The organism is Paenibacillus sp. PK3_47 (assembly GCF_023520895.1).
Taxonomy (GTDB): domain Bacteria; phylum Bacillota; class Bacilli; order Paenibacillales; family Paenibacillaceae; genus Paenibacillus_AQ.
The window spans coordinates 2038406-2055597 of the sequence record NZ_CP026029.1 but is presented as its reverse complement, the minus strand read 5'-3'; the positions used below and the strand labels follow the sequence as shown (position 1 = coordinate 2055597).

Sequence of the window (17192 nt, the reverse complement as noted above, 5' to 3'; positions counted from 1 at the left end):
GAGGTGCAAACGATGAAGTTACATGAACTTGCTCCAGCTCCTGGATCCCGTAAAGAACGCAACCGCGTTGGTCGCGGACCAAGTAGCGGGAACGGTAAAACTTCGGGCCGCGGTCACAAAGGTCAAAACTCCCGTTCCGGCGGTGGTGTCCGTCCTGGCTTCGAGGGTGGTCAAAACCCACTCTATCGTCGTCTGCCTAAACGTGGTTTCATCAATCCTACCCGTAAAGAGTATGCGATTGTGAACCTTGAAGATCTGAATAGCTTTGCTGAAGGAACTGAAGTGACTCCACAGTTGCTGATTGAAACTGGTGTTGTCAAGAATTCCAAAAGCGGCATTAAGATTCTCGGTAACGGCGAACTGACCGTTAAATTGACTGTACAAGCAAATAAGTTCTCTCAATCTGCGGTAGAGAAAATCGAGGCTGCCGGCGGTAAAACCGAGGTGATCTAATGTTCAAGACGCTTAAGAATATATGGCATATTGAAGATTTGCGCAAAAAGATCCTGTTTACCCTGTTCGTTCTGATCATTTACCGCATCGGTTCTTTTGTACCGGTTCCCGGTGTGAACAAGGAAGTATTGGAGACAGCAAATCAGGGCGGCGAAGCTTTGATGGGTCTTTTGAACACCTTCTCGGGCGGAGCGCTCAAGAACTTCTCGATATTTGCGATCAGTATTTATCCGTACATTACAGCATCCATCATCGTGCAATTGCTCTCGATGGATGTTGTTCCCAAGTTTGCCGAATGGGCCAAACAAGGGGAGCACGGTAAAAAGCAACTGGCGCAAATTACCCGATACGGCACAGTGGTACTTGGTTTGATTCAAGCATTTGCTACCTCAATCGGGTTTAACCGGATCTACGGCGCCGAGATGATTCCTAATGCAACCTTTGCGGATTATCTGCTGATCGCGATCATACTGACTGCAGGTACATCCTTCCTGATGTGGCTGGGTGAGCAGATCACGGAAAAGGGGATAGGAAACGGGATTTCGATCCTGATTTTTGCGGGAATCGTCGCAGCCATTCCGGGATATATCGCGACTACGGCGCAATCAAGCTTTATTCAGCCGGATCAGATGTTCCTGAATATTCTTAAAGTCGTTATCGTACTGATTGTGCTTGTGGCAGTTGTTGTCGGAGTTATCTTCGTACAGCAAGGGATTCGTAAGATTCCTGTGCAATATGCCAAACGGGTAGTCGGTAACAAAATGTACGGTGGACAGAATACGCACATTCCGCTTAAAATCAATGCGGCAGGTGTTATTCCGGTAATCTTCGCTGTATCATTGCTTCAATTCCCAATCGTAATATCGAGCTTCTGGTCAACCCATGAATGGGCCAAATGGATCACCAATAATCTTGCTCATGACAAGCCGCTCGGCATGGTGCTTTATGTAATCATGATCATCGGATTTACGTTCTTCTATACGTTTGTCCAGATGAACCCGCAGCAAATGGCAGACAACATGAAAAAGAACGGTGGATACATTCCGGGTATTCGTCCAGGTAAAGCTACTGAGAAATATCTGACCAGAGTAATGTCGCGTCTGACGATGTCCGGTGCGTTGTTCCTGGCTGTGATCTCTGTAATGCCGGTACTCTTCGGTTCATTGTCCGGGTTGCCCCGTGAAGTACAGATTGGCGGTACTGCACTGCTGATCGTTGTCGGTGTTGCCTTGGATACGATGAAGCAGATCGAGAGCCAATTGATCAAACGCCATTACAAAGGCTTCATCAATAAATAGGCGATAGGTTCCGGTGAGGCTGAGAGTCATGACTTCCCGGCACCTATTGTGCTGTTTCTTGCTTGGTGGCGAAGTTTCGGGGGGAGAAGAGAAATCGTGAACATTTTATTCATGGGCCCTCCTGGGGCAGGCAAGGGAACACAAGCTGCTGTAATTGTAAAAGAACTTGGCATTCCGCATATTTCGACAGGAGATGCTTTCCGCTTGGCCATCAAGCAGGAGACTCCGGTTGGACTGAAAGCTAAATCTTATATCGATCAAGGCTTGCTTGTACCTGATGATGTGACCATTGGAATTGTTGAAGAACGGCTTCAGCAGTCCGATTGCGAAAAAGGTTTCTTATTGGATGGTTTTCCAAGAACCCTTTCGCAAGCGGAAGCGCTGGAAGATATTCTAAGCCGTGTCGGTACTTCCCTTGATCATGTAATCAACTTGAATGTTGACCGTGGACTGCTGATGGCGCGTCTTACCGGACGCCGGATCTGCAAAGTTTGCGGTGCATCCTACCATTTAATTTTCAATCCGCCAAAGCAAGAAGGCATTTGCGACATTGATGGCGGTGAATTGTATCAACGTCCGGATGACAACGAAGAGAGTGTAGGCAAGCGTCTGGATGAGTATGACAACAAAACAGCTCCGCTGCTTGCATTCTATGAGAATAAAGGTCTTTTGCGTCAGGTGAACGGAGAGAACGAAATTAATGTCGTTACCTCTGAAATCGTATCTTTACTGCGGGGTTAATGTAATGATCATTTGTAAATCCGAACAGGAACTTGCCTTTATGAGGGAAGCTGGTCGAATTGTTGCCGAGTCTCACCGTCTGATTGCAGCGGCTATCCAGCCGGGCATCACTACCGGAGAGCTTGACAGAATCGCCGATCAATACATTCGCAGTCAAGGTGCTGTGCCGTCTTTCAAAGGCTACAACGGTTTTCCTGCCAGCATTTGTGCTTCAGTCAACGAACAATTGGTGCATGGATTTCCGGGCAAACGCAAACTGGTTGAAGGCGACATTGTTACGCTTGATATCGGTGCAGAGTACCGCGGTTATCACGGTGACTCCGCCTGGACCTACGGAGTGGGTAATATTTCTGAAGAGGCTCAGCGTTTGCTGGACGTTACAGAAGCTTCCCTGTACGCAGGACTGGCGTTAGTTAAACCGGATGTGCGCTTGTTTACAATCTCCCATGCAATTCAAACATATATCGAGGACGCCGGGTTCTCCGTCGTACGCGAGTATGTGGGTCATGGCATCGGGGCAAAACTGCATGAAGAACCGCAAATTCCGAATTATGGCATAGCGGACCGCGGACCACGTCTGAAACCGGGTATGGTACTCGCGATTGAGCCGATGGTGAACGCCGGGGACAGATATGTCAAGACCTTGGAAGATAACTGGACGGTCGTCACGGTTGACGGTTCACTCTGTGCTCACTTTGAGCATACAGTAGCAGTTACACCGGATGGCATGGAAATTTTCACAAAACTGAATGCGTAGGTGATCTTCAAGTGAATGCTGGGAGCAGCCCGCAGGTTGGTCAATTGGTGAGAATACTCAAAGGCAAAGATGCCGGAGAGGCTGCCGTTGTTATCGCAGTTGTTGATAGCAGATTTGTATATATTGCCGATGGGGACAAACGAAAGTTTGACGGGCCGAAGAAGAAGAATATCGGGCATCTGGAGCTCATACCCTTCATCAGTAATGAGATTGTGGACAGTTTGGAAGAAACCGGACGGGTAACCAACGGAAAGCTGCGTTTTGCAGTGATGAAGTACGGCAGACCCGCTGGAATAAGTGCTGACAAGAAAGGAGACTAACTGTGGCTAAGGAAGATGTAATTGAAGTAGAAGGTACGGTCATTGAGCCGTTGCCAAATGCAACGTTTAAGGTTGAGCTTGAGAACGGTCATCAAATACTTGCCCATGTGTCCGGGAAATTGCGGATGCACTTTATCCGTATCCTAACCGGAGACAAAGTGGTCGTGCAGTTATCGCCTTACGATCTAAGTAAGGGCCGTATAACTTACCGTAAATAGATGGGAACTACAACGAAAGTTTTGCTTCGCAAAACTTTGAGGAGGTAATTAACATGAAGGTAAGACCTTCTGTAAAGCCCATTTGCGAAAAATGCAAAGTCATCCGCCGCAAAGGGACTGTTATGGTGATTTGCGAAAATCCGAAGCACAAACAAAAACAAGGTTAAGAAGGGGGTGTAGCGTAAAATGGCTCGTATAGCTGGAGTGGATTTGCCACGTGACAAACGCGTTGAGATCGCCTTGACTTACATTTTCGGAATCGGTAAAACGACTTCCCAGAAAATCCTTAGTGAAACAGGCATTGACGTTAACACACGTGTCCGTGATTTGACGGAAGATGAAGTCAGCAAACTGCGTGAAACGATCGACAAATCGGTCAAGGTTGAAGGTGACCTGCGTCGTGAAATTTCCTTGAATATTAAACGTCTTACTGAGATCGGCTGCTACCGCGGTGTTCGTCACCGTCGTGGATTGCCTGTTCGCGGTCAACGTACCAAAACGAATGCCCGTACCCGTAAGGGCCCTCGTCGTACTGTAGCAAACAAGAAGAAATAATAAGGGGGGATAAGAGACAATGGCTAAACCGAAAAAAGTCGTACGTACTAAACGTCGCGACCGGAAAAATATCGAGTCTGGCGTGGCACACATCCGTTCCACGTTCAACAACACTATCGTTACGATCACGGATCCTCACGGAAATGCAATTTCCTGGGCAAGCTCCGGTGGTCAAGGATTCAGAGGTTCCCGTAAATCGACTCCATTTGCAGCGCAAATGGCAGCCGAAACAGCTGCTAAAGCTGCTATGGAACACGGCATGAAGTCCGTTGAAGTTATGGTTAAAGGACCGGGCGCAGGCCGCGAAGCAGCCATCCGTTCCCTTCAAGCCGCAGGCCTTGAAGTAAACCTCATTAAAGACGTAACTCCGGTTCCTCACAATGGATGCCGTCCGCCGAAGCGTCGCCGCGTATAGTAAATCAGAATTGTGATTGTGGTATAATTCTGACGCATCTGCTAATAATAGGTGTTTAGGCATACTACATGATGCACCTGATGGGTGACTGTTTCATATAGGAGCGACGTTTGAAGGAGGGGTACACTCGTGATAGAAATCGAAAAGCCGAAGATTGAGACCGTAGAAGCCAATGATGAAGGAACCTATGGGAAATTCGTAGTTGAACCGCTGGAACGTGGATACGGAACGACTCTGGGGAACTCGCTTCGCCGGATTCTGCTTTCCTCCCTGCCGGGAGCTGCAGTAACTTCGGTCCAAATTGACGGCGTTCTGCATGAGTTCTCGACCGTTCCTGGCGTAATGGAAGATGTGACGGAAATCATTTTGAACCTTAAAGCTCTTTCCCTGAAGATTCATTCAGATGAAGAGAAAGTGTTCGAGATTGATGCTGAGGGTGAAGGCGTCGTTACCGCAGGTGATATCCGTGCGGATAGCGATGTTGAGATCCTCAACCCGGATCTTCACATTGCAACGCTGGGACCTGGCGCGAGACTTCACATGCGAATTTTTGCAGGCCGTGGTCGCGGCTATGTCCAAGCAGACCGGAACAAACGCGACGACCAGCCAATCGGTGTTATTCCGGTTGACTCCATCTACACTCCTATTTCCCGTGTGAATTACGAAATTGCCAACACTCGTGTAGGTCAAGTGACCAACTACGACAAGTTGACACTGGAAGTTTGGACAGATGGAAGCATCAGACCGGAAGAGGCCGTTAGCCTTGGAGCCAAAATTTTGAACGAGCACCTCGTTTTGTTCGTAGGACTTACGGACGAAGCGAAAGACGCCGAAATTATGGTCGAAAAAGAAGAAGACAAAAAAGAAAAAGTGCTTGAGATGACTATCGAAGAACTCGATCTTTCTGTCCGTTCCTACAACTGCCTCAAACGTGCCGGTATTAATACCGTGCAAGAGCTGACTACGAAAACTGAAGAAGATATGATGAAGGTTCGTAACCTGGGCCGCAAATCTTTGGAAGAAGTTCAAGAGAAGCTTGAGGAGCTCGGTTTGGGTCTCCGTACAGAAGAATAGTTCAAAGATTAACTTGAGTACTTGAGTGAAGGAGGGAAAACAAATGGCATACCAAAAGTTGGGCCGTGATTCCAGTGCGCGTAAAGCGTTGTTCCGCGATATGGTAACGGATCTGTTCCTATATGAGCGTATCCAGACTACTGAAGCTAAGGCGAAGGAAGTTCGTTCCATCGCTGAGAAACTGATCACTAAAGCGAAAAAGGGCGATCTTCATGCTCGTCGTCAAGTAGCAGCTTTTGTTCGTCGCGAGACTGTTGATGGTGAACAAGATGCAATCCAAAAATTGTTCTCTGATATTGCTCCTCGTTACACAGAGCGTCCAGGCGGATACACTCGTATCCTGAAGCTGGGACCTCGCCGTGGCGATGCTGCGCCTATGGTTTATCTTGAACTGGTAGACCGTGCGTAGGACGCAAGTAATGATTTCCGATCTGTAATCTTTAGGCACATTCCTCTAAGGGATGGGCAGGGAAGTATTAATGTTATTGTGCTGCAGGGGCGCTAAGGCCCTGCTGTACCAATAACCGCGGGAATCACCTTGTATAGAGTAGAAGGAGCTCCCGCCGGGGCTCTTTTTTTTTGAAGGACGATGGTTTTGTGTTTTAGTAAGGAACAGGTTGAAAGGAAGAACGGAATGCGCAATCTATTGATGAAAGTCAATTATGACGGTACCCACTATGATGGCTTTCAGACCCAGCCTCAGGGCAATACGATTCAGGACCGGCTGGAACAGGCCATTCTGCATCTGACCGGCGAGGCCCTTAAGATTACCGCCTCAGGACGGACAGACGCGGGGGTGCATGCTTTTGGCCAGCCGTTTAACTTTATAACCTCTTCCCAAATTCCGCTTGAGCGCTGGTGTCTGGCCCTGAATGCCAGGCTGCCGCAGGATATTGTGGTGACTGAGGCTTGGGAGGTTCCGCTTTCGTTCCACTCGCGCAGGGGAGCCAAGCGTAAAACTTACCGCTACACGATCAACGGCAACCGGTTCCCGGACCCGTTTCAGCGGCGCTGGCAGCATCATCATCCGGTGGGGCTCGATATTCCTGCTATGCAGCAGGGTCTTGAACATCTGCTGGGTACTCATGATTACACATCCTTTGCTTCGCGTAAGTCTACTAAGGCTTCGCATGTAAGGACGATCTATGAGGCCCATATGGAGATAGACAGCAGTATGTGCCGGCCGGGCTCCAAAGACCAGGGTGTTATCCAGACGTATATTACAGGCAGCGGATTTCTTCAGCATATGGTCCGCATCATTATGGGTACGCTGATTCAGGTGGGGGAAGGCAAAATCCACCCGGACCGGATCGCGGATATTCTTGCTGCATGTGACCGTGCGGCGGCGGGACCTACGGCAGTAGCCAAGGGACTTGCCCTCTGGAGTGTTGAATATGAAGAGAGCGAAGAATATAGACTTCATGTTTAAAAATCACTTGCACTTGTCACGTTTATACTGTAATATAAAAGTTGTGTTTTCTTGATGGCTATCCCACAGCCCCGATCAAGAAAATGCCAACCAACAAGCTTTTTTTAACTCACATAATCGTAATTCAATGAGAAATAAGATATACGAAACATATGATTTTCGTACGAGAACAAGGAGGAAACATTCATGCGTACCACCTATATGGCGAAGCCGAACGAAGTTGAACGCACTTGGCACATCATTGATGCCGAAGGCAAGACACTTGGCCGTTTGGCTAGCGAAGCCGCTGCCCTGATCCGCGGCAAACACAAACCGCAATTCACTCCACATGTTGATACTGGAGATTTCGTAATTGTTATCAACGCTGAGAAGATTCACCTGACAGGTAAGAAACTGCAAAACAAGAAATACTACCGTCACTCGATGCACCCAGGCGGTCTGAAAGTTACAACTGCTGATGATATGCTGAAAACAAAACCTGAGCGTGTAATTGAATCTGCTGTTCACGGTATGATTCCTAAGACTCGCCAAGGCAATCACATGAAGCTGAGACTTAAAGTTTATGCAGGCGCCGAGCATCCACATGCAGCACAAAAACCTGAAGTTTACGAACTTCGCGGATAAGAATAGAGGAGGACAGTTTCATGGCACAAGTACAATACTATGGGACAGGTCGTCGTAAACATTCGGTAGCACGTGTTCGCCTTGTACCGGGTGAAGGACGCATTGTCATTAACAAACGCGATATGGAAGAATATTTCGGTGTGGAAACACTGAAGATGATCGTTAGACAACCTTTGAATCTGACTGAAACACTGGGCAACTACGATGTAATCGTTCTTGCACACGGCGGCGGTATCTCCGGTCAAGCTGGAGCCATCCGTCACGGAATTTCCCGTGCTCTTCTGAAAGTAGACCCGGAATACCGCGGTACGCTTAAGAAAGCCGGCTTCCTGACTCGTGACCCACGCATGAAAGAGCGTAAGAAATACGGCCTCAAAGCCGCTCGTCGCGCTCCACAGTTCTCGAAACGTTAATATTCCTTGTCACAAGGATATCAAGCCTCTGGCCCTTTGGGTCAGGGGCTTTTTTATATTCTAAAACAACTTTAATCCAAAATGGAAAAAAGCATTGACTTGTGCCCGGTATGCTATATACTATTCCTTATAAGAATAGTTGGAATTAACGGAAATGAATTTTTTCTGATATCAGGATGGAGGAAGATGATTATGAATCTGCTGGAGAAAGAGGATTTAATCAAAGTCAAAGCTGAGGAACTGGAGCACGCATCGCCTGAAGACATTATCCGCTGGGCGGTAGAGACCTTTCCGAATATTACTTTTGCCTGCAGCTTCGGGGCAGAGGATGTAGTACTTGTCGATATGCTGCAAAAGGTGAGTCCTTCCACTGATGTTTTCTACCTGGATACTGATTATCACTTCAAAGAAACTTACGAGACCAGAGATATTATGGCTGATAAATATGGAATGGAGTTTGTGCGTGTATCCCCGCAGATCACTCCCCAGGAGCAGGCTCTTCAGTACGGCGAGGCACTATGGAATGTCGATCCTAACCAATGCTGTGCGATCCGCAAAGTAGAGCCGCTTACCCGGATTCTTTCCCAGTACGATGCCTGGATTACAGGTATCCGCCGTGATCAGGCCCCGACCCGTGCAAACGCCAAGAAGGTGGAGTACGACTACAAATTCGGACTGGTGAAGTTTAATCCGATTGCGGACTGGACCACCGAGGATGTATGGAATTATATCCGTGAGAACGATGTTGTATATAACCCGCTGCATGACCGCAATTTCCCTAGCATCGGCTGTGAGCATTGCACCCGTGCAGTAATGCCTGGCGAAGATCCGCGTGCCGGAAGATGGTCAGGAAACGATAAAACGGAATGCGGGCTGCATAAGTAAGCACATTAGCAACGCACAGGAGGAGAGAGCAGAAATGACGTCAATACTTCCACATGGAGGCACACTGGTTCAGCGTATCGCAGAGGGAGCAGAGAGAGAGCTGCTGCTGCAGCAAGCTTCCGGTTATAAAAAAATTGCAATTAACACATGGACCATTTCGGACCTGGATTTGATCGGTGTAGGCGCCTTTTCGCCGCTTACTGGTTTTCTGAACGAAAAAGATTACCACTCTGTTGTCAAAAGTATGCGTCTGGCTGATGGTACGGTGTGGAGCATTCCGGTCACTCTGGCAGTGGATGAGGCGGTAGCTTCCAGTCTTGCAGTAGGTGATACCGTTTCGCTCACCGGCGAAGAAGACGGCGTGATATACGGACTGCTGGAAGTACAGAGCATATACAGTGTGGATCAGCAGATTGAAGCGCAGAATGTATTCAAGACCACTGATCCTGCCCACCCGGGTGTAGCCAAGCTGCTTGCCCGTCCATCCACCTATATCGGCGGTCCAATTACGGTGCTGAACCGTCCGCGTCCGGAGAAGTTCGGCGAGTTCTACTTTGATCCCGCCAAGACCCGTCAGATCTTCGCTGAGAAGGGCTGGAGAACTGTTGTGGGCTTCCAGACCCGTAATCCTGTCCACCGTGCCCATGAGTACATTCAGAAGTGTGCTATGGAGGTTGTGGATGCCCTGTTCCTGAATCCTCTGGTTGGGGAGACCAAGTCGGATGATGTGCCGGCGAATGTGCGGATGAAGAGTTATCTGGCGCTGCTGGAGAACTATTATCCGCAGGACCGGACGTTCCTGGGCGTCTTCCCGGCGGCGATGCGTTATGCTGGCCCGAGAGAAGCGATTTTTCATGCAATGGTGCGTAAGAATTACGGCTGCACACATTTTATCGTCGGCCGCGATCATGCAGGTGTCGGTGACTATTACGGTACTTATGAAGCACAGGAAATCTTTGCGAATTTCACTCCGGAAGAACTGGGGATTACCCCGTTATTTTTTGAGCACAGCTTCTTCTGCACTAAATGCGGAAACATGGCTTCCAGCAAAACATGCCCTCATCCCGCTGATCAGCATTTGACGTTGTCCGGCACGAAAGTGCGCGGGCTGCTCCGTGAGGGGAAATGCCCGCCGCCTGAATTTACACGGCCTGAGGTTGCGGAGATTCTGATTGAAGGAATGTCCCAGCACGTGAATGCCTAAATAACACAGCCAAGTACTATTTGGCCCTCTTGTCCCATATAGATGAGTAGAATCTATCGGGACGAGGGGGTCTTTGTTATGTCTGGCCGAAAGCAGGGAAAAGTCTCGGTCTGGATTACATGGAGCAGTATCAAAAAAAGTATGCTGGGAGCCGTGCTGCTTGCGGTGATGATCGGCATCATTGCCTATGATATGCCTACAGCGAAGACGCTGAATTACTGGAGCCTGCCGCTGTCAGGAAAAATCATTGCCATTGATGCCGGTCACGGGGGACCTGACGGAGGAGCGGTCAGCCGGGAAGGCCTGATTGAAAAGGATATTAATCTTGCCGTTTCCCTGTATCTGCGTGATTATCTGCAGCAGGCTGGTGCGATCGTTGTCATGACCCGTGAGGGGGATTATGACCTTGCCGGAGAGGGCACCAAAGGCTATTCCAAACGTAAGACTGAGGATTTGAAGCAGAGGGTCAGAAGCATTGAGGAGAAGGGGGCGGACCTCTTTATCAGCGTGCATATGAACAGTGTGCCTTCCAACCGCTGGAGCGGAGCACAGACTTTCTATTACCCCAGTAACGAAGGGAATAAGAAATTAGCCGATTATATGCAGGAGGAGCTGCGGATTACGCTTGAGAATACAGACCGTGTGGCCAAAACAGCCAATACCATTTATTTGTTAAAAGCTTTAAAAATGCCTGCGGCGCTGGTCGAGGTAGGATTTCTATCCCATCCGCAGGAGTCTGCTCTTTTAGGGGATGATGTGTACCAGCGCAAGGTAGCGACCAGCATATACCGGGGCATTTTACGTTATACCTCTGAACAGCCCTGAGCAGGGACTACTCATTCACGGAAGGGTAGTGCTATAATAGACTCAAAAATGCCGGAGTTATACCCGTCCGGAAAGAAACAGAGGTGCTTTCCATGCTGACCAGGGAACAAATTCAGGAGCTTTTGCAGTCGATCACAGACCCGGAATCCGGAAAAAGCCTTATAGATCTTCAATTGATCCGCGATATTATGGTCAAGGAAGACCGGATCTCTTTATCGCTGGTTTGTCTGGATTCGGAGGAGACGAGCCGCATGATGCTGGAGCAGCAGGTGCGTGAACGGCTTCAGGAGGGCGGTGCGGAGAATGTACATATCCGCCTGCGAGATGCCACCGATTATGAGCGCGCTATATTGCGCGGAGAGAGCGTGGCGGACGAGCCTGAAGAAGAACAGGAGGGCAAGCTCAAAGGGCATGCAGCGGGGCTTGAGGAGCATCAGCTGATCAATGAGAATTCCGGCGTGAAATTTATAGCCGTGGCGAGCGGTAAAGGCGGCGTCGGTAAGTCCACGGTCACTGTGAATCTGGCAGTCGCACTGGCACGCAAAGGTAAGAAAGTCGGACTTATTGACGCTGATATCTACGGCTTCAGCATTCCTGACATGATGGGCATTGAAGAAGGACCGGTTGTTGAGGAAGGAACTATTATTCCTGTAGAACGTTTCGGAGTCAAAGTTATGTCTATGGGCTTCTTCATCCGTGAGAACAGCCCGGTTATCTGGAGAGGGCCGATGCTGGGCAAGATGCTCCGCCAATTCTTCAGCGACGTGGGCTGGGGCGAGCTTGATTATATGCTGCTTGATCTGCCTCCGGGTACAGGCGACGTAGCTCTGGACGTGCACCAGATGCTTCCGCACAGCAAAGAGATCATAGTGACTACCCCTCATGCTACAGCGGCCTTTGTGGCGGCCAGAGCGGGCTCTATGGCGCTGCAGACGGAACATGAGATTCTGGGTGTCATTGAGAACATGGCTTATTACGAGTGCTCTGACTGCGGCAAGAGGGATTATATCTTTGGACGGGGAGGCGGAGCGCGGCTGGCGGAGACGCTGCATACAGAGCTGCTTGCCCAGGTACCGCTTGGCGCACCGGATAATCATATTTCGGAGCCGGATTTCTCGCCTTCTGTATACAAAGCAGAGACACCTACTGCCGGGCTGTTCGCAGAGGTTGCCGATAAGCTTATTGCCAGGTATGAACAGTAATTAGCAGACATAAAAAGAGGCCCGTCCGTTTTACGGATAAGGCCTCTTTTGTATTATGAACCTGAATCACTGCCGCCTTCCTGACCGCCGCCCCCGCTCTCACCGCCGCCTTCACCTTTTTTCTGAGTCTTTGGCTGCAGCTCCTCCTGAACTACGGTCTTAAGCAGCCCGAGGACTTCCATCCTGAACATCGGGTTCTGCATGGCTTCCTGCATGATTGTCATGGACTGCTTGCGGTAATCGGAGGTCTTGGTAAGATCAAGGAACATCTTCATCATTTCAGGCGATTTCATGATCTCTTCAACGGACTTTTGATAAGTGGGATCCTTGATCAGCTGAAGATGCAGTTCTTTGCTCTCCTTATTAATCGCTTTGGCAAAATCGCCGGCAAACTGGGGGTCCGTCATAATCTTTTCGATTTCCTTTTGATACTCCGGTGCGGTAATTGTATCCTTCACGGCGACCCGGATTTGCTCGGTCGTCTGCATCGGCATCATTTTCATGCTTAGGGTGCTGGTGCCCCCTCCGGATCCGGAGCTGGAAGAGAGGGCCTCCTCTACTGCCTTTTTCCCTTCATCACTTTTCAATATATCGACCACCATTGTCTTCATTTCCTTGTATCCCATCTGACCGGAAGAACTGCTCTGTTCTCCCCCGCAGGCTGTCAAGGCCATAACCATCGTTAAAGCAAGGCCTCCGGCCCACAAACTCCTCCATTTCATTGGCGCTGCCCTCCTTATAGGATTCCTGATTGTAGTATGCCGCACGGGCACACATTTATGTTGCTGTGTAATGGTTTTTTGCCGGTAAGCTTGGTAAAATAAATCTGACGCGAAGGAGGTGAGCCGGCTGAGTTTAAGAAAATGGTTTTATTTGTTCTGGACCACCATTCTCATCGGTGCCGGAGGGGCAGTAATAGCCGGAGTAACGCTGCAGATAGTTAACGGGGGAATTGAGTTCAAAGGCACGGCAGACTTGCTGATTTATCCGCTGATTCTCTTTGGGTACGGCATGCTTGTGAGCGTTTACTCGCAGCTGGGCTTTTTCGCTTATCTGGTCCTGAATTATATGGGAACCGGAGTGTTTACACGCCGAGTCTGGCAGTACATACAGCTGGTGCTGGCGGTGCTCGCTCTCCTGGAGCTGATTTTTCTGCGCACTTTTGTCGGGGGAGACCGGAATGTATTTTCTGATCTGACACTTGGACTTGGCATTCTGTTTACCGCTATTGTTGTATCTTATTTCAAGGTGCGAAGCACGAACATTTCAGCATGGATTCCGACATTTTTCTTTATGACAGCCATCACTATCCTGGAGACGATCGGTGTGCTCCGTATAGGTGTAGACAGCGCTACTGTTTTTATTGTGGTTCCGCTTATCGCCTGTAATGCATTCCAGATTCTGATGCTGCACCGTATTCTGAAACCAAAGACTGCATGAGTATTTCTAATTCAAAAGCCCCGCTTCTCTCATGAGAGGTCGGGGCTTCTTCTGTTGCAGCTGCTCCAGATTAAAATCGGAATAAGGAGGTTAATCCTAAAGAACCGGTTCATTTTCACAAAACTTTTAGGAGGGGAATATATGAACATCAAGCGCTATATGATAAAAGACACCAACGAAAAGCTAAGCAAGTTTGATCCGGACGATACCGGTGACTTTAAATCCAAAGCAGAGGCTGAAGCCAAGATGGAGAAGCTTAAAGAGCGTCTCGCCGAGCTGCAGGATATTCTTTTTGCCCAGAAAAAGCATTCACTGCTCGTGATTCTGCAAGGAATGGACTCCAGCGGGAAGGACGGAACGGTTAAGCATATTTTCTCCGGCATCAATCCCCAGGGCTTTATCGTTACGAGCTTCAAAAAGCCCTCCCTGGAGGAAGAAGCACACGATTTCCTGTGGAGAGTTCATATGAAAACACCGCCGAAAGGTTATATCGCTGCCTTCAACCGTTCACATTATGAGGATGTACTGGTCCCGCGGGTGCATGGCAGTCTGAATAAAGAAGATGCGAAACGCCGTTTCCGCTATATCCGCCAGTTTGAGGAAATGCTTGCAGAAGAGGGAACGACAGTAATTAAGCTCTTTTTGCATATTTCTAAGGATAAGCAGCTGGAGAAAATTCAGGAGCGGCTGCATGACCCGACCAAACATTGGAAGTTTGATGCCAGTGACCTGCAGGAGCGGGGGTACTGGGACGATTATCAGGAAGCCTATGAAGATGTTTTTAAGGAGACCAGTATTGAAAAAGCCCCATGGTACTGGATTCCCGCCAACCACCGCTGGTACCGCAATTATCTGGCGCTGGCCATTGTCGTAAAGACACTGGAAAGTCTGGATCTGAGCTATCCGAAGCTGAACAGCCCTACTCCCGACATCTCGGAGCTTATCTCTCCGCGCCATTAATATGCGGTACCGCAGGTCAAAGTTAGAGTTTACATCCCGGCAGCATCCTCAAGCTTGTCATTCAGCCAGGCGGAATCCCTTACTTCAGTGCCTTCGGCGCTGCCCTGGCTGATCAGCTCGGAGACGGTTACAAATTCATAGCCCTGGGCGCGCAGTTTATCGATAATGATCGGCAGTGCCTCGTGTGTCTGTTTACAGGAATCACTGGCGTGGAGGAGTACGATGTCTCCGGGATGCGCTTTGGTCGTTACGCGGTTGACGATATTATCAACACCGATGTTTTTCCAGTCCAGGGAGTCGGTATCCCACTGTATAACCTTGTAACCGAGATCGCTGGCCACCTGGAGGACTCTCTTATCAAAATCACCGTTCGGCATTCTGATCAAATTGGGCTCTTTGCCTGTTAACTCGGTAAGTACGGTATGGGCTGTAGAAATCTGAGTGCGGATCTCCTCGTTGCTCAAAGTGCTGTAATTAACATGCTTATGGCCGTGGCTGCCGATCTCAAAGCCTGCATCTTTAATGCTGGTGACGATTTCCGGGTGGGTTTTACTCCAGGGTGAGGAGAGGAAGAAGGTGGCTTTATCCACTTTTTTATCCTCCAGCACCTTAAGGATGGGTTCGGGCCTTTTTTCACCCCAGCTGATATCAAAGGTTAAGGCGATCAGCTTCTTTTCCGTCGGTACGCTATAGATCGCAGAAGGGGCTGCTTCAGAAAAAACAGTAATATTACCCCTCTCGACATAGACGACACCGGCGGCAAGAAGCGCAGCGGCAAAGATGTAAATGAACCTTTTGATCTTTTTTCCGCTGAATACATAAAAAGAATTCATACTGACAGCGCTCCTCTCCCATGCGAAATGCTTGTTTGTTCTAAATGTATGCTCGTACAGGAGGCTTATGACCACGGCGTGCATAAATCACCTTAAGCGTCTTGTGTGAAGATTATCAGATGAAGTACAATGCCTGTAAAAAAAACTGGAGGCTGCCATGTTTTCTATATTCACTTTTGCCAAGGATTTATCAACCATCCGTAAAGCTTTGCTGCTGGCGGTTATATTATTCATTGCCGGAGGGGCATTGGGATGGGCGGGCACAGAAAGTCTGCAGCGGCTGCTTGCCGGTCAGCTGGAAGGACTGCGTGAAATTAGCCAAAGTATTAATTCGTCGGACCAGCCGCAGTGGAACTTTTTCATATTTATTTTCCTGAACAATAGTATTAAGAGTGTCGTCATTATCTTTCTGGGAGCATTGTTTGGTATACTGCCGGCACTTTTCTTATTGATTAACGGGGCGGTTATCGGTTATCTGATTCACATCTCAGCCATCCAAGGTGCAGATTTATTTGAGCTTATCGTTAAGGGGCTTCTGCCGCACGGAATCATTGAGATTCCCGCTATCATTATTGCCTGTGCCTTCGGAATTCAGTTTGGCGGTAAAGTGATATCGGAGATATTCAGTTCAGCTTCCCGGAGAGAGCAGAGGAGCGGCAGCTGGCCCATCTTCATGCGCCAGACATTAACGGCTTCCATCTGGATAACAATCCTGTTATTTGTCGCAGCCATTATTGAGAGCACAATTACATTAGCACTCCTATCATAAAATTTGCCGGAAATGAGCATAACAATTAAAGCCACTCATGTTTTGGGATAACATGCGGTCAAACGCAGTGTAACCATAGATTGAATTTTAAATAATTATGGTTATGGATACTGTGCCCCGGTTAATTTAGTGTAAGCGGATAAATCCACAGCGTTTCCCATCATGGACTATCTTCGATCGCGAAAGCGACAGGATTAAAGAATTACCGTAAGTTTAACTTAGTGAAGGAGGCCAAGCATATGTTGGGAATGTTGTTCAACGAAAAGGAATGCAAGGAGCTTGACTATGTTTTGCGTAAAGAGCTTGATGAAATGCTCCTGGATATGAGCGATCAGCGTTTGGACCAAAATATCAGGCATGCTATTGCCAACAGATATAAAACTGTATTCCGCATGTACGCTCGATTCGCACCGCAGAAAGAGCTGTCCAAGTATGCGTGGGGCGGGCGGTCATCCCAGTTCAAACATTGAGAATGCAGGGTGATCATTAAGAGTGACCCTAAGCTTGTCCATAAAAATTAATTAAATAGGTTGACTAAAAGGGAGCCGCATGATACATTATATCTCGCGCTCCTTTTCGATGTGTTGAAGAGAAGACGGTGGCAAGAAAGAACGAAAAAAACTTTTTGAAAAAAGTACTTGCCAAAACGATAGACACTGTGATATATTATAAAGGTCGCTGCTGACGAGAAAAATTGAAGCGACGACGAGCTTGATCTTTGAAAACTGAACAACGAGTGAGTGAGAAATCGCTTCGGTGATTTCGAAAAATTGATGA

General features: G+C 48.5%; 24 protein-coding genes. 22 read left to right on the top strand and 2 right to left on the bottom strand.

Annotated features, from left to right (window positions below):
• Positions 1-12: 12 nt before the first annotated feature.
• The 18 genes from rplO to C2I18_RS09225 all read left to right on the top strand — a co-directional run bounded on the left by rplO (position 13) and on the right by C2I18_RS09225 (position 12413).
• Positions 13-453, top strand: coding sequence for a 50S ribosomal protein L15 (gene rplO / locus C2I18_RS09310; RefSeq protein WP_249900930.1), 441 nt, complete (start codon positions 13-15; stop codon positions 451-453).
• Positions 453-1751, top strand: coding sequence for a preprotein translocase subunit SecY (secY, locus tag C2I18_RS09305; protein ID WP_249900929.1), 1299 nt, complete (start codon positions 453-455; stop codon positions 1749-1751). Before rplO ends, secY begins: the two co-directional genes overlap by 1 nt.
• Before the next feature lie 96 nt (positions 1752-1847).
• Positions 1848-2492 (top strand): adenylate kinase, encoded by a 645-nt coding sequence (locus C2I18_RS09300; RefSeq protein WP_249900928.1) that lies wholly within the window; start codon positions 1848-1850, stop codon positions 2490-2492.
• 4 nt (positions 2493-2496) lie between these two features.
• On the top strand, positions 2497-3249 hold the full coding sequence (gene map / locus C2I18_RS09295; RefSeq protein ID WP_249900927.1) for a type I methionyl aminopeptidase: 753 nt from the start codon (positions 2497-2499) through the stop codon (positions 3247-3249).
• Between the two features lie 11 nt (positions 3250-3260).
• The gene (locus C2I18_RS09290) at positions 3261-3569 is read left to right on the top strand and encodes a KOW domain-containing RNA-binding protein (protein WP_249900926.1); all 309 of its coding nucleotides are present in this window, start codon (positions 3261-3263) and stop codon (positions 3567-3569) included.
• A gap of 2 nt (positions 3570-3571) precedes the next feature.
• Positions 3572-3787 carry a translation initiation factor IF-1 gene (gene infA, locus C2I18_RS09285; protein ID WP_018753971.1) on the top strand — a complete coding sequence of 72 codons (216 nt, stop codon included), beginning with the start codon at positions 3572-3574 and terminating at the stop codon, positions 3785-3787.
• A 53-nt stretch (positions 3788-3840) separates the two neighbouring features.
• Entirely contained in the window at positions 3841-3954 is a 114-nt protein-coding gene (gene rpmJ, locus C2I18_RS09280) for a 50S ribosomal protein L36 (RefSeq protein ID WP_003322638.1), read from the top strand.
• Positions 3955-3973: 19 nt separating this feature from the next.
• On the top strand, positions 3974-4342 hold the full coding sequence (rpsM, locus tag C2I18_RS09275; RefSeq protein WP_249900925.1) for a 30S ribosomal protein S13: 369 nt from the start codon (positions 3974-3976) through the stop codon (positions 4340-4342).
• Between the two features lie 19 nt (positions 4343-4361).
• Positions 4362-4757: a 30S ribosomal protein S11 gene (rpsK, locus tag C2I18_RS09270; protein ID WP_062520357.1), complete on the top strand. Its 396-nt coding sequence runs from the start codon at positions 4362-4364 to the stop codon at positions 4755-4757.
• 129 nt (positions 4758-4886) lie between these two features.
• Entirely contained in the window at positions 4887-5831 is a 945-nt protein-coding gene (locus C2I18_RS09265) for a DNA-directed RNA polymerase subunit alpha (RefSeq protein ID WP_249900924.1), read from the top strand.
• Positions 5832-5874: 43 nt separating this feature from the next.
• Complete coding sequence (gene rplQ / locus C2I18_RS09260) at positions 5875-6240, top strand: 50S ribosomal protein L17 (protein ID WP_019908254.1); 366 nt, start codon at positions 5875-5877, stop codon at positions 6238-6240.
• 225 nt (positions 6241-6465) lie between these two features.
• Positions 6466-7260 carry a tRNA pseudouridine(38-40) synthase TruA gene (gene truA, locus C2I18_RS09255; RefSeq protein WP_249900923.1) on the top strand — a complete coding sequence of 265 codons (795 nt, stop codon included), beginning with the start codon at positions 6466-6468 and terminating at the stop codon, positions 7258-7260.
• Between the two features lie 186 nt (positions 7261-7446).
• Complete coding sequence (gene rplM / locus C2I18_RS09250; protein WP_249900922.1) at positions 7447-7884, top strand: 50S ribosomal protein L13; 438 nt, start codon at positions 7447-7449, stop codon at positions 7882-7884.
• Positions 7885-7904: 20 nt separating this feature from the next.
• Entirely contained in the window at positions 7905-8297 is a 393-nt protein-coding gene (gene rpsI, locus C2I18_RS09245; protein WP_249900921.1) for a 30S ribosomal protein S9, read from the top strand.
• Positions 8298-8489: 192 nt separating this feature from the next.
• Positions 8490-9182 carry a phosphoadenylyl-sulfate reductase gene (locus tag C2I18_RS09240; protein WP_249902057.1) on the top strand — a complete coding sequence of 231 codons (693 nt, stop codon included), beginning with the start codon at positions 8490-8492 and terminating at the stop codon, positions 9180-9182.
• Between the two features lie 34 nt (positions 9183-9216).
• Positions 9217-10386 (top strand): sulfate adenylyltransferase, encoded by a 1170-nt coding sequence (gene sat, locus C2I18_RS09235; RefSeq protein WP_249900920.1) that lies wholly within the window; start codon positions 9217-9219, stop codon positions 10384-10386.
• Positions 10387-10464: 78 nt separating this feature from the next.
• Positions 10465-11211: an N-acetylmuramoyl-L-alanine amidase CwlD gene (cwlD, locus tag C2I18_RS09230; protein ID WP_249900919.1), complete on the top strand. Its 747-nt coding sequence runs from the start codon at positions 10465-10467 to the stop codon at positions 11209-11211.
• Positions 11212-11303: 92 nt separating this feature from the next.
• Positions 11304-12413, top strand: coding sequence for an Mrp/NBP35 family ATP-binding protein (locus C2I18_RS09225; protein WP_249900918.1), 1110 nt, complete (start codon positions 11304-11306; stop codon positions 12411-12413).
• 53 nt (positions 12414-12466) lie between these two features.
• On the opposite strand, the gene gerD is transcribed toward C2I18_RS09225, so the two are convergent.
• A complete protein-coding gene (gene gerD / locus C2I18_RS09220) occupies positions 12467-13135 on the bottom strand; it encodes a spore germination lipoprotein GerD (RefSeq protein ID WP_249900917.1) in 669 nt (222 codons plus the stop codon).
• Positions 13136-13262: 127 nt separating this feature from the next.
• Between gerD and C2I18_RS09215 the strand changes: the two genes are divergently transcribed.
• The gene (locus C2I18_RS09215) at positions 13263-13853 is read left to right on the top strand and encodes a KinB-signaling pathway activation protein (protein WP_249902056.1); all 591 of its coding nucleotides are present in this window, start codon (positions 13263-13265) and stop codon (positions 13851-13853) included.
• Between the two features lie 141 nt (positions 13854-13994).
• Complete coding sequence (locus C2I18_RS09210) at positions 13995-14813, top strand: PPK2 family polyphosphate kinase (protein WP_249900916.1); 819 nt, start codon at positions 13995-13997, stop codon at positions 14811-14813.
• A gap of 29 nt (positions 14814-14842) precedes the next feature.
• Here C2I18_RS09210 and pdaB read toward each other — a convergent pair whose 3' ends face one another.
• Positions 14843-15646, bottom strand: a complete 804-nt coding sequence (pdaB, locus tag C2I18_RS09205) for a polysaccharide deacetylase family sporulation protein PdaB (protein WP_249900915.1) — start codon at positions 15644-15646, stop codon at positions 14843-14845.
• A gap of 157 nt (positions 15647-15803) precedes the next feature.
• On the opposite strand from pdaB, the gene C2I18_RS09200 reads away from it, so the two are divergent.
• Both C2I18_RS09200 and C2I18_RS09195 read left to right on the top strand, forming a co-directional pair.
• Positions 15804-16415 carry a stage II sporulation protein M gene (locus C2I18_RS09200; protein WP_249900914.1) on the top strand — a complete coding sequence of 204 codons (612 nt, stop codon included), beginning with the start codon at positions 15804-15806 and terminating at the stop codon, positions 16413-16415.
• A 239-nt stretch (positions 16416-16654) separates the two neighbouring features.
• Positions 16655-16885, top strand: coding sequence for a hypothetical protein (locus C2I18_RS09195; RefSeq protein WP_036692450.1), 231 nt, complete (start codon positions 16655-16657; stop codon positions 16883-16885).
• The last annotated feature ends 307 nt before the right edge of the window (positions 16886-17192 follow it).

What these genes read in the sequence shown, in the direction of transcription:
- pdaB (WP_249900915.1), bottom strand. Translation starts at nt 15,646, where the DNA reads ATGAATTCTTTTTATGTATTCAGCGGAAAAAAGATCAAAAGGTTCATT.
- rplQ (WP_019908254.1), top strand. Translation starts at nt 5,875, where the DNA reads ATGGCATACCAAAAGTTGGGCCGTGATTCCAGTGCGCGTAAAGCGTTG.
- gerD (WP_249900917.1), bottom strand. Translation starts at nt 13,135, where the DNA reads ATGAAATGGAGGAGTTTGTGGGCCGGAGGCCTTGCTTTAACGATGGTT.
- rplM (WP_249900922.1), top strand. Translation starts at nt 7,447, where the DNA reads ATGCGTACCACCTATATGGCGAAGCCGAACGAAGTTGAACGCACTTGG.
- C2I18_RS09200 (WP_249900914.1), top strand. Translation starts at nt 15,804, where the DNA reads ATGTTTTCTATATTCACTTTTGCCAAGGATTTATCAACCATCCGTAAA.
- cwlD (WP_249900919.1), top strand. Translation starts at nt 10,465, where the DNA reads ATGTCTGGCCGAAAGCAGGGAAAAGTCTCGGTCTGGATTACATGGAGC.
- C2I18_RS09225 (WP_249900918.1), top strand. Translation starts at nt 11,304, where the DNA reads ATGCTGACCAGGGAACAAATTCAGGAGCTTTTGCAGTCGATCACAGAC.
- C2I18_RS09195 (WP_036692450.1), top strand. Translation starts at nt 16,655, where the DNA reads ATGTTGGGAATGTTGTTCAACGAAAAGGAATGCAAGGAGCTTGACTAT.
- rpsM (WP_249900925.1), top strand. Translation starts at nt 3,974, where the DNA reads ATGGCTCGTATAGCTGGAGTGGATTTGCCACGTGACAAACGCGTTGAG.
- map (WP_249900927.1), top strand. Translation starts at nt 2,497, where the DNA reads ATGATCATTTGTAAATCCGAACAGGAACTTGCCTTTATGAGGGAAGCT.
- secY (WP_249900929.1), top strand. Translation starts at nt 453, where the DNA reads ATGTTCAAGACGCTTAAGAATATATGGCATATTGAAGATTTGCGCAAA.
- sat (WP_249900920.1), top strand. Translation starts at nt 9,217, where the DNA reads ATGACGTCAATACTTCCACATGGAGGCACACTGGTTCAGCGTATCGCA.
- rpsK (WP_062520357.1), top strand. Translation starts at nt 4,362, where the DNA reads ATGGCTAAACCGAAAAAAGTCGTACGTACTAAACGTCGCGACCGGAAA.
- C2I18_RS09210 (WP_249900916.1), top strand. Translation starts at nt 13,995, where the DNA reads ATGAACATCAAGCGCTATATGATAAAAGACACCAACGAAAAGCTAAGC.
- C2I18_RS09240 (WP_249902057.1), top strand. Translation starts at nt 8,490, where the DNA reads ATGAATCTGCTGGAGAAAGAGGATTTAATCAAAGTCAAAGCTGAGGAA.
- rpsI (WP_249900921.1), top strand. Translation starts at nt 7,905, where the DNA reads ATGGCACAAGTACAATACTATGGGACAGGTCGTCGTAAACATTCGGTA.
- rplO (WP_249900930.1), top strand. Translation starts at nt 13, where the DNA reads ATGAAGTTACATGAACTTGCTCCAGCTCCTGGATCCCGTAAAGAACGC.
- truA (WP_249900923.1), top strand. Translation starts at nt 6,466, where the DNA reads ATGCGCAATCTATTGATGAAAGTCAATTATGACGGTACCCACTATGAT.
- rpmJ (WP_003322638.1), top strand. Translation starts at nt 3,841, where the DNA reads ATGAAGGTAAGACCTTCTGTAAAGCCCATTTGCGAAAAATGCAAAGTC.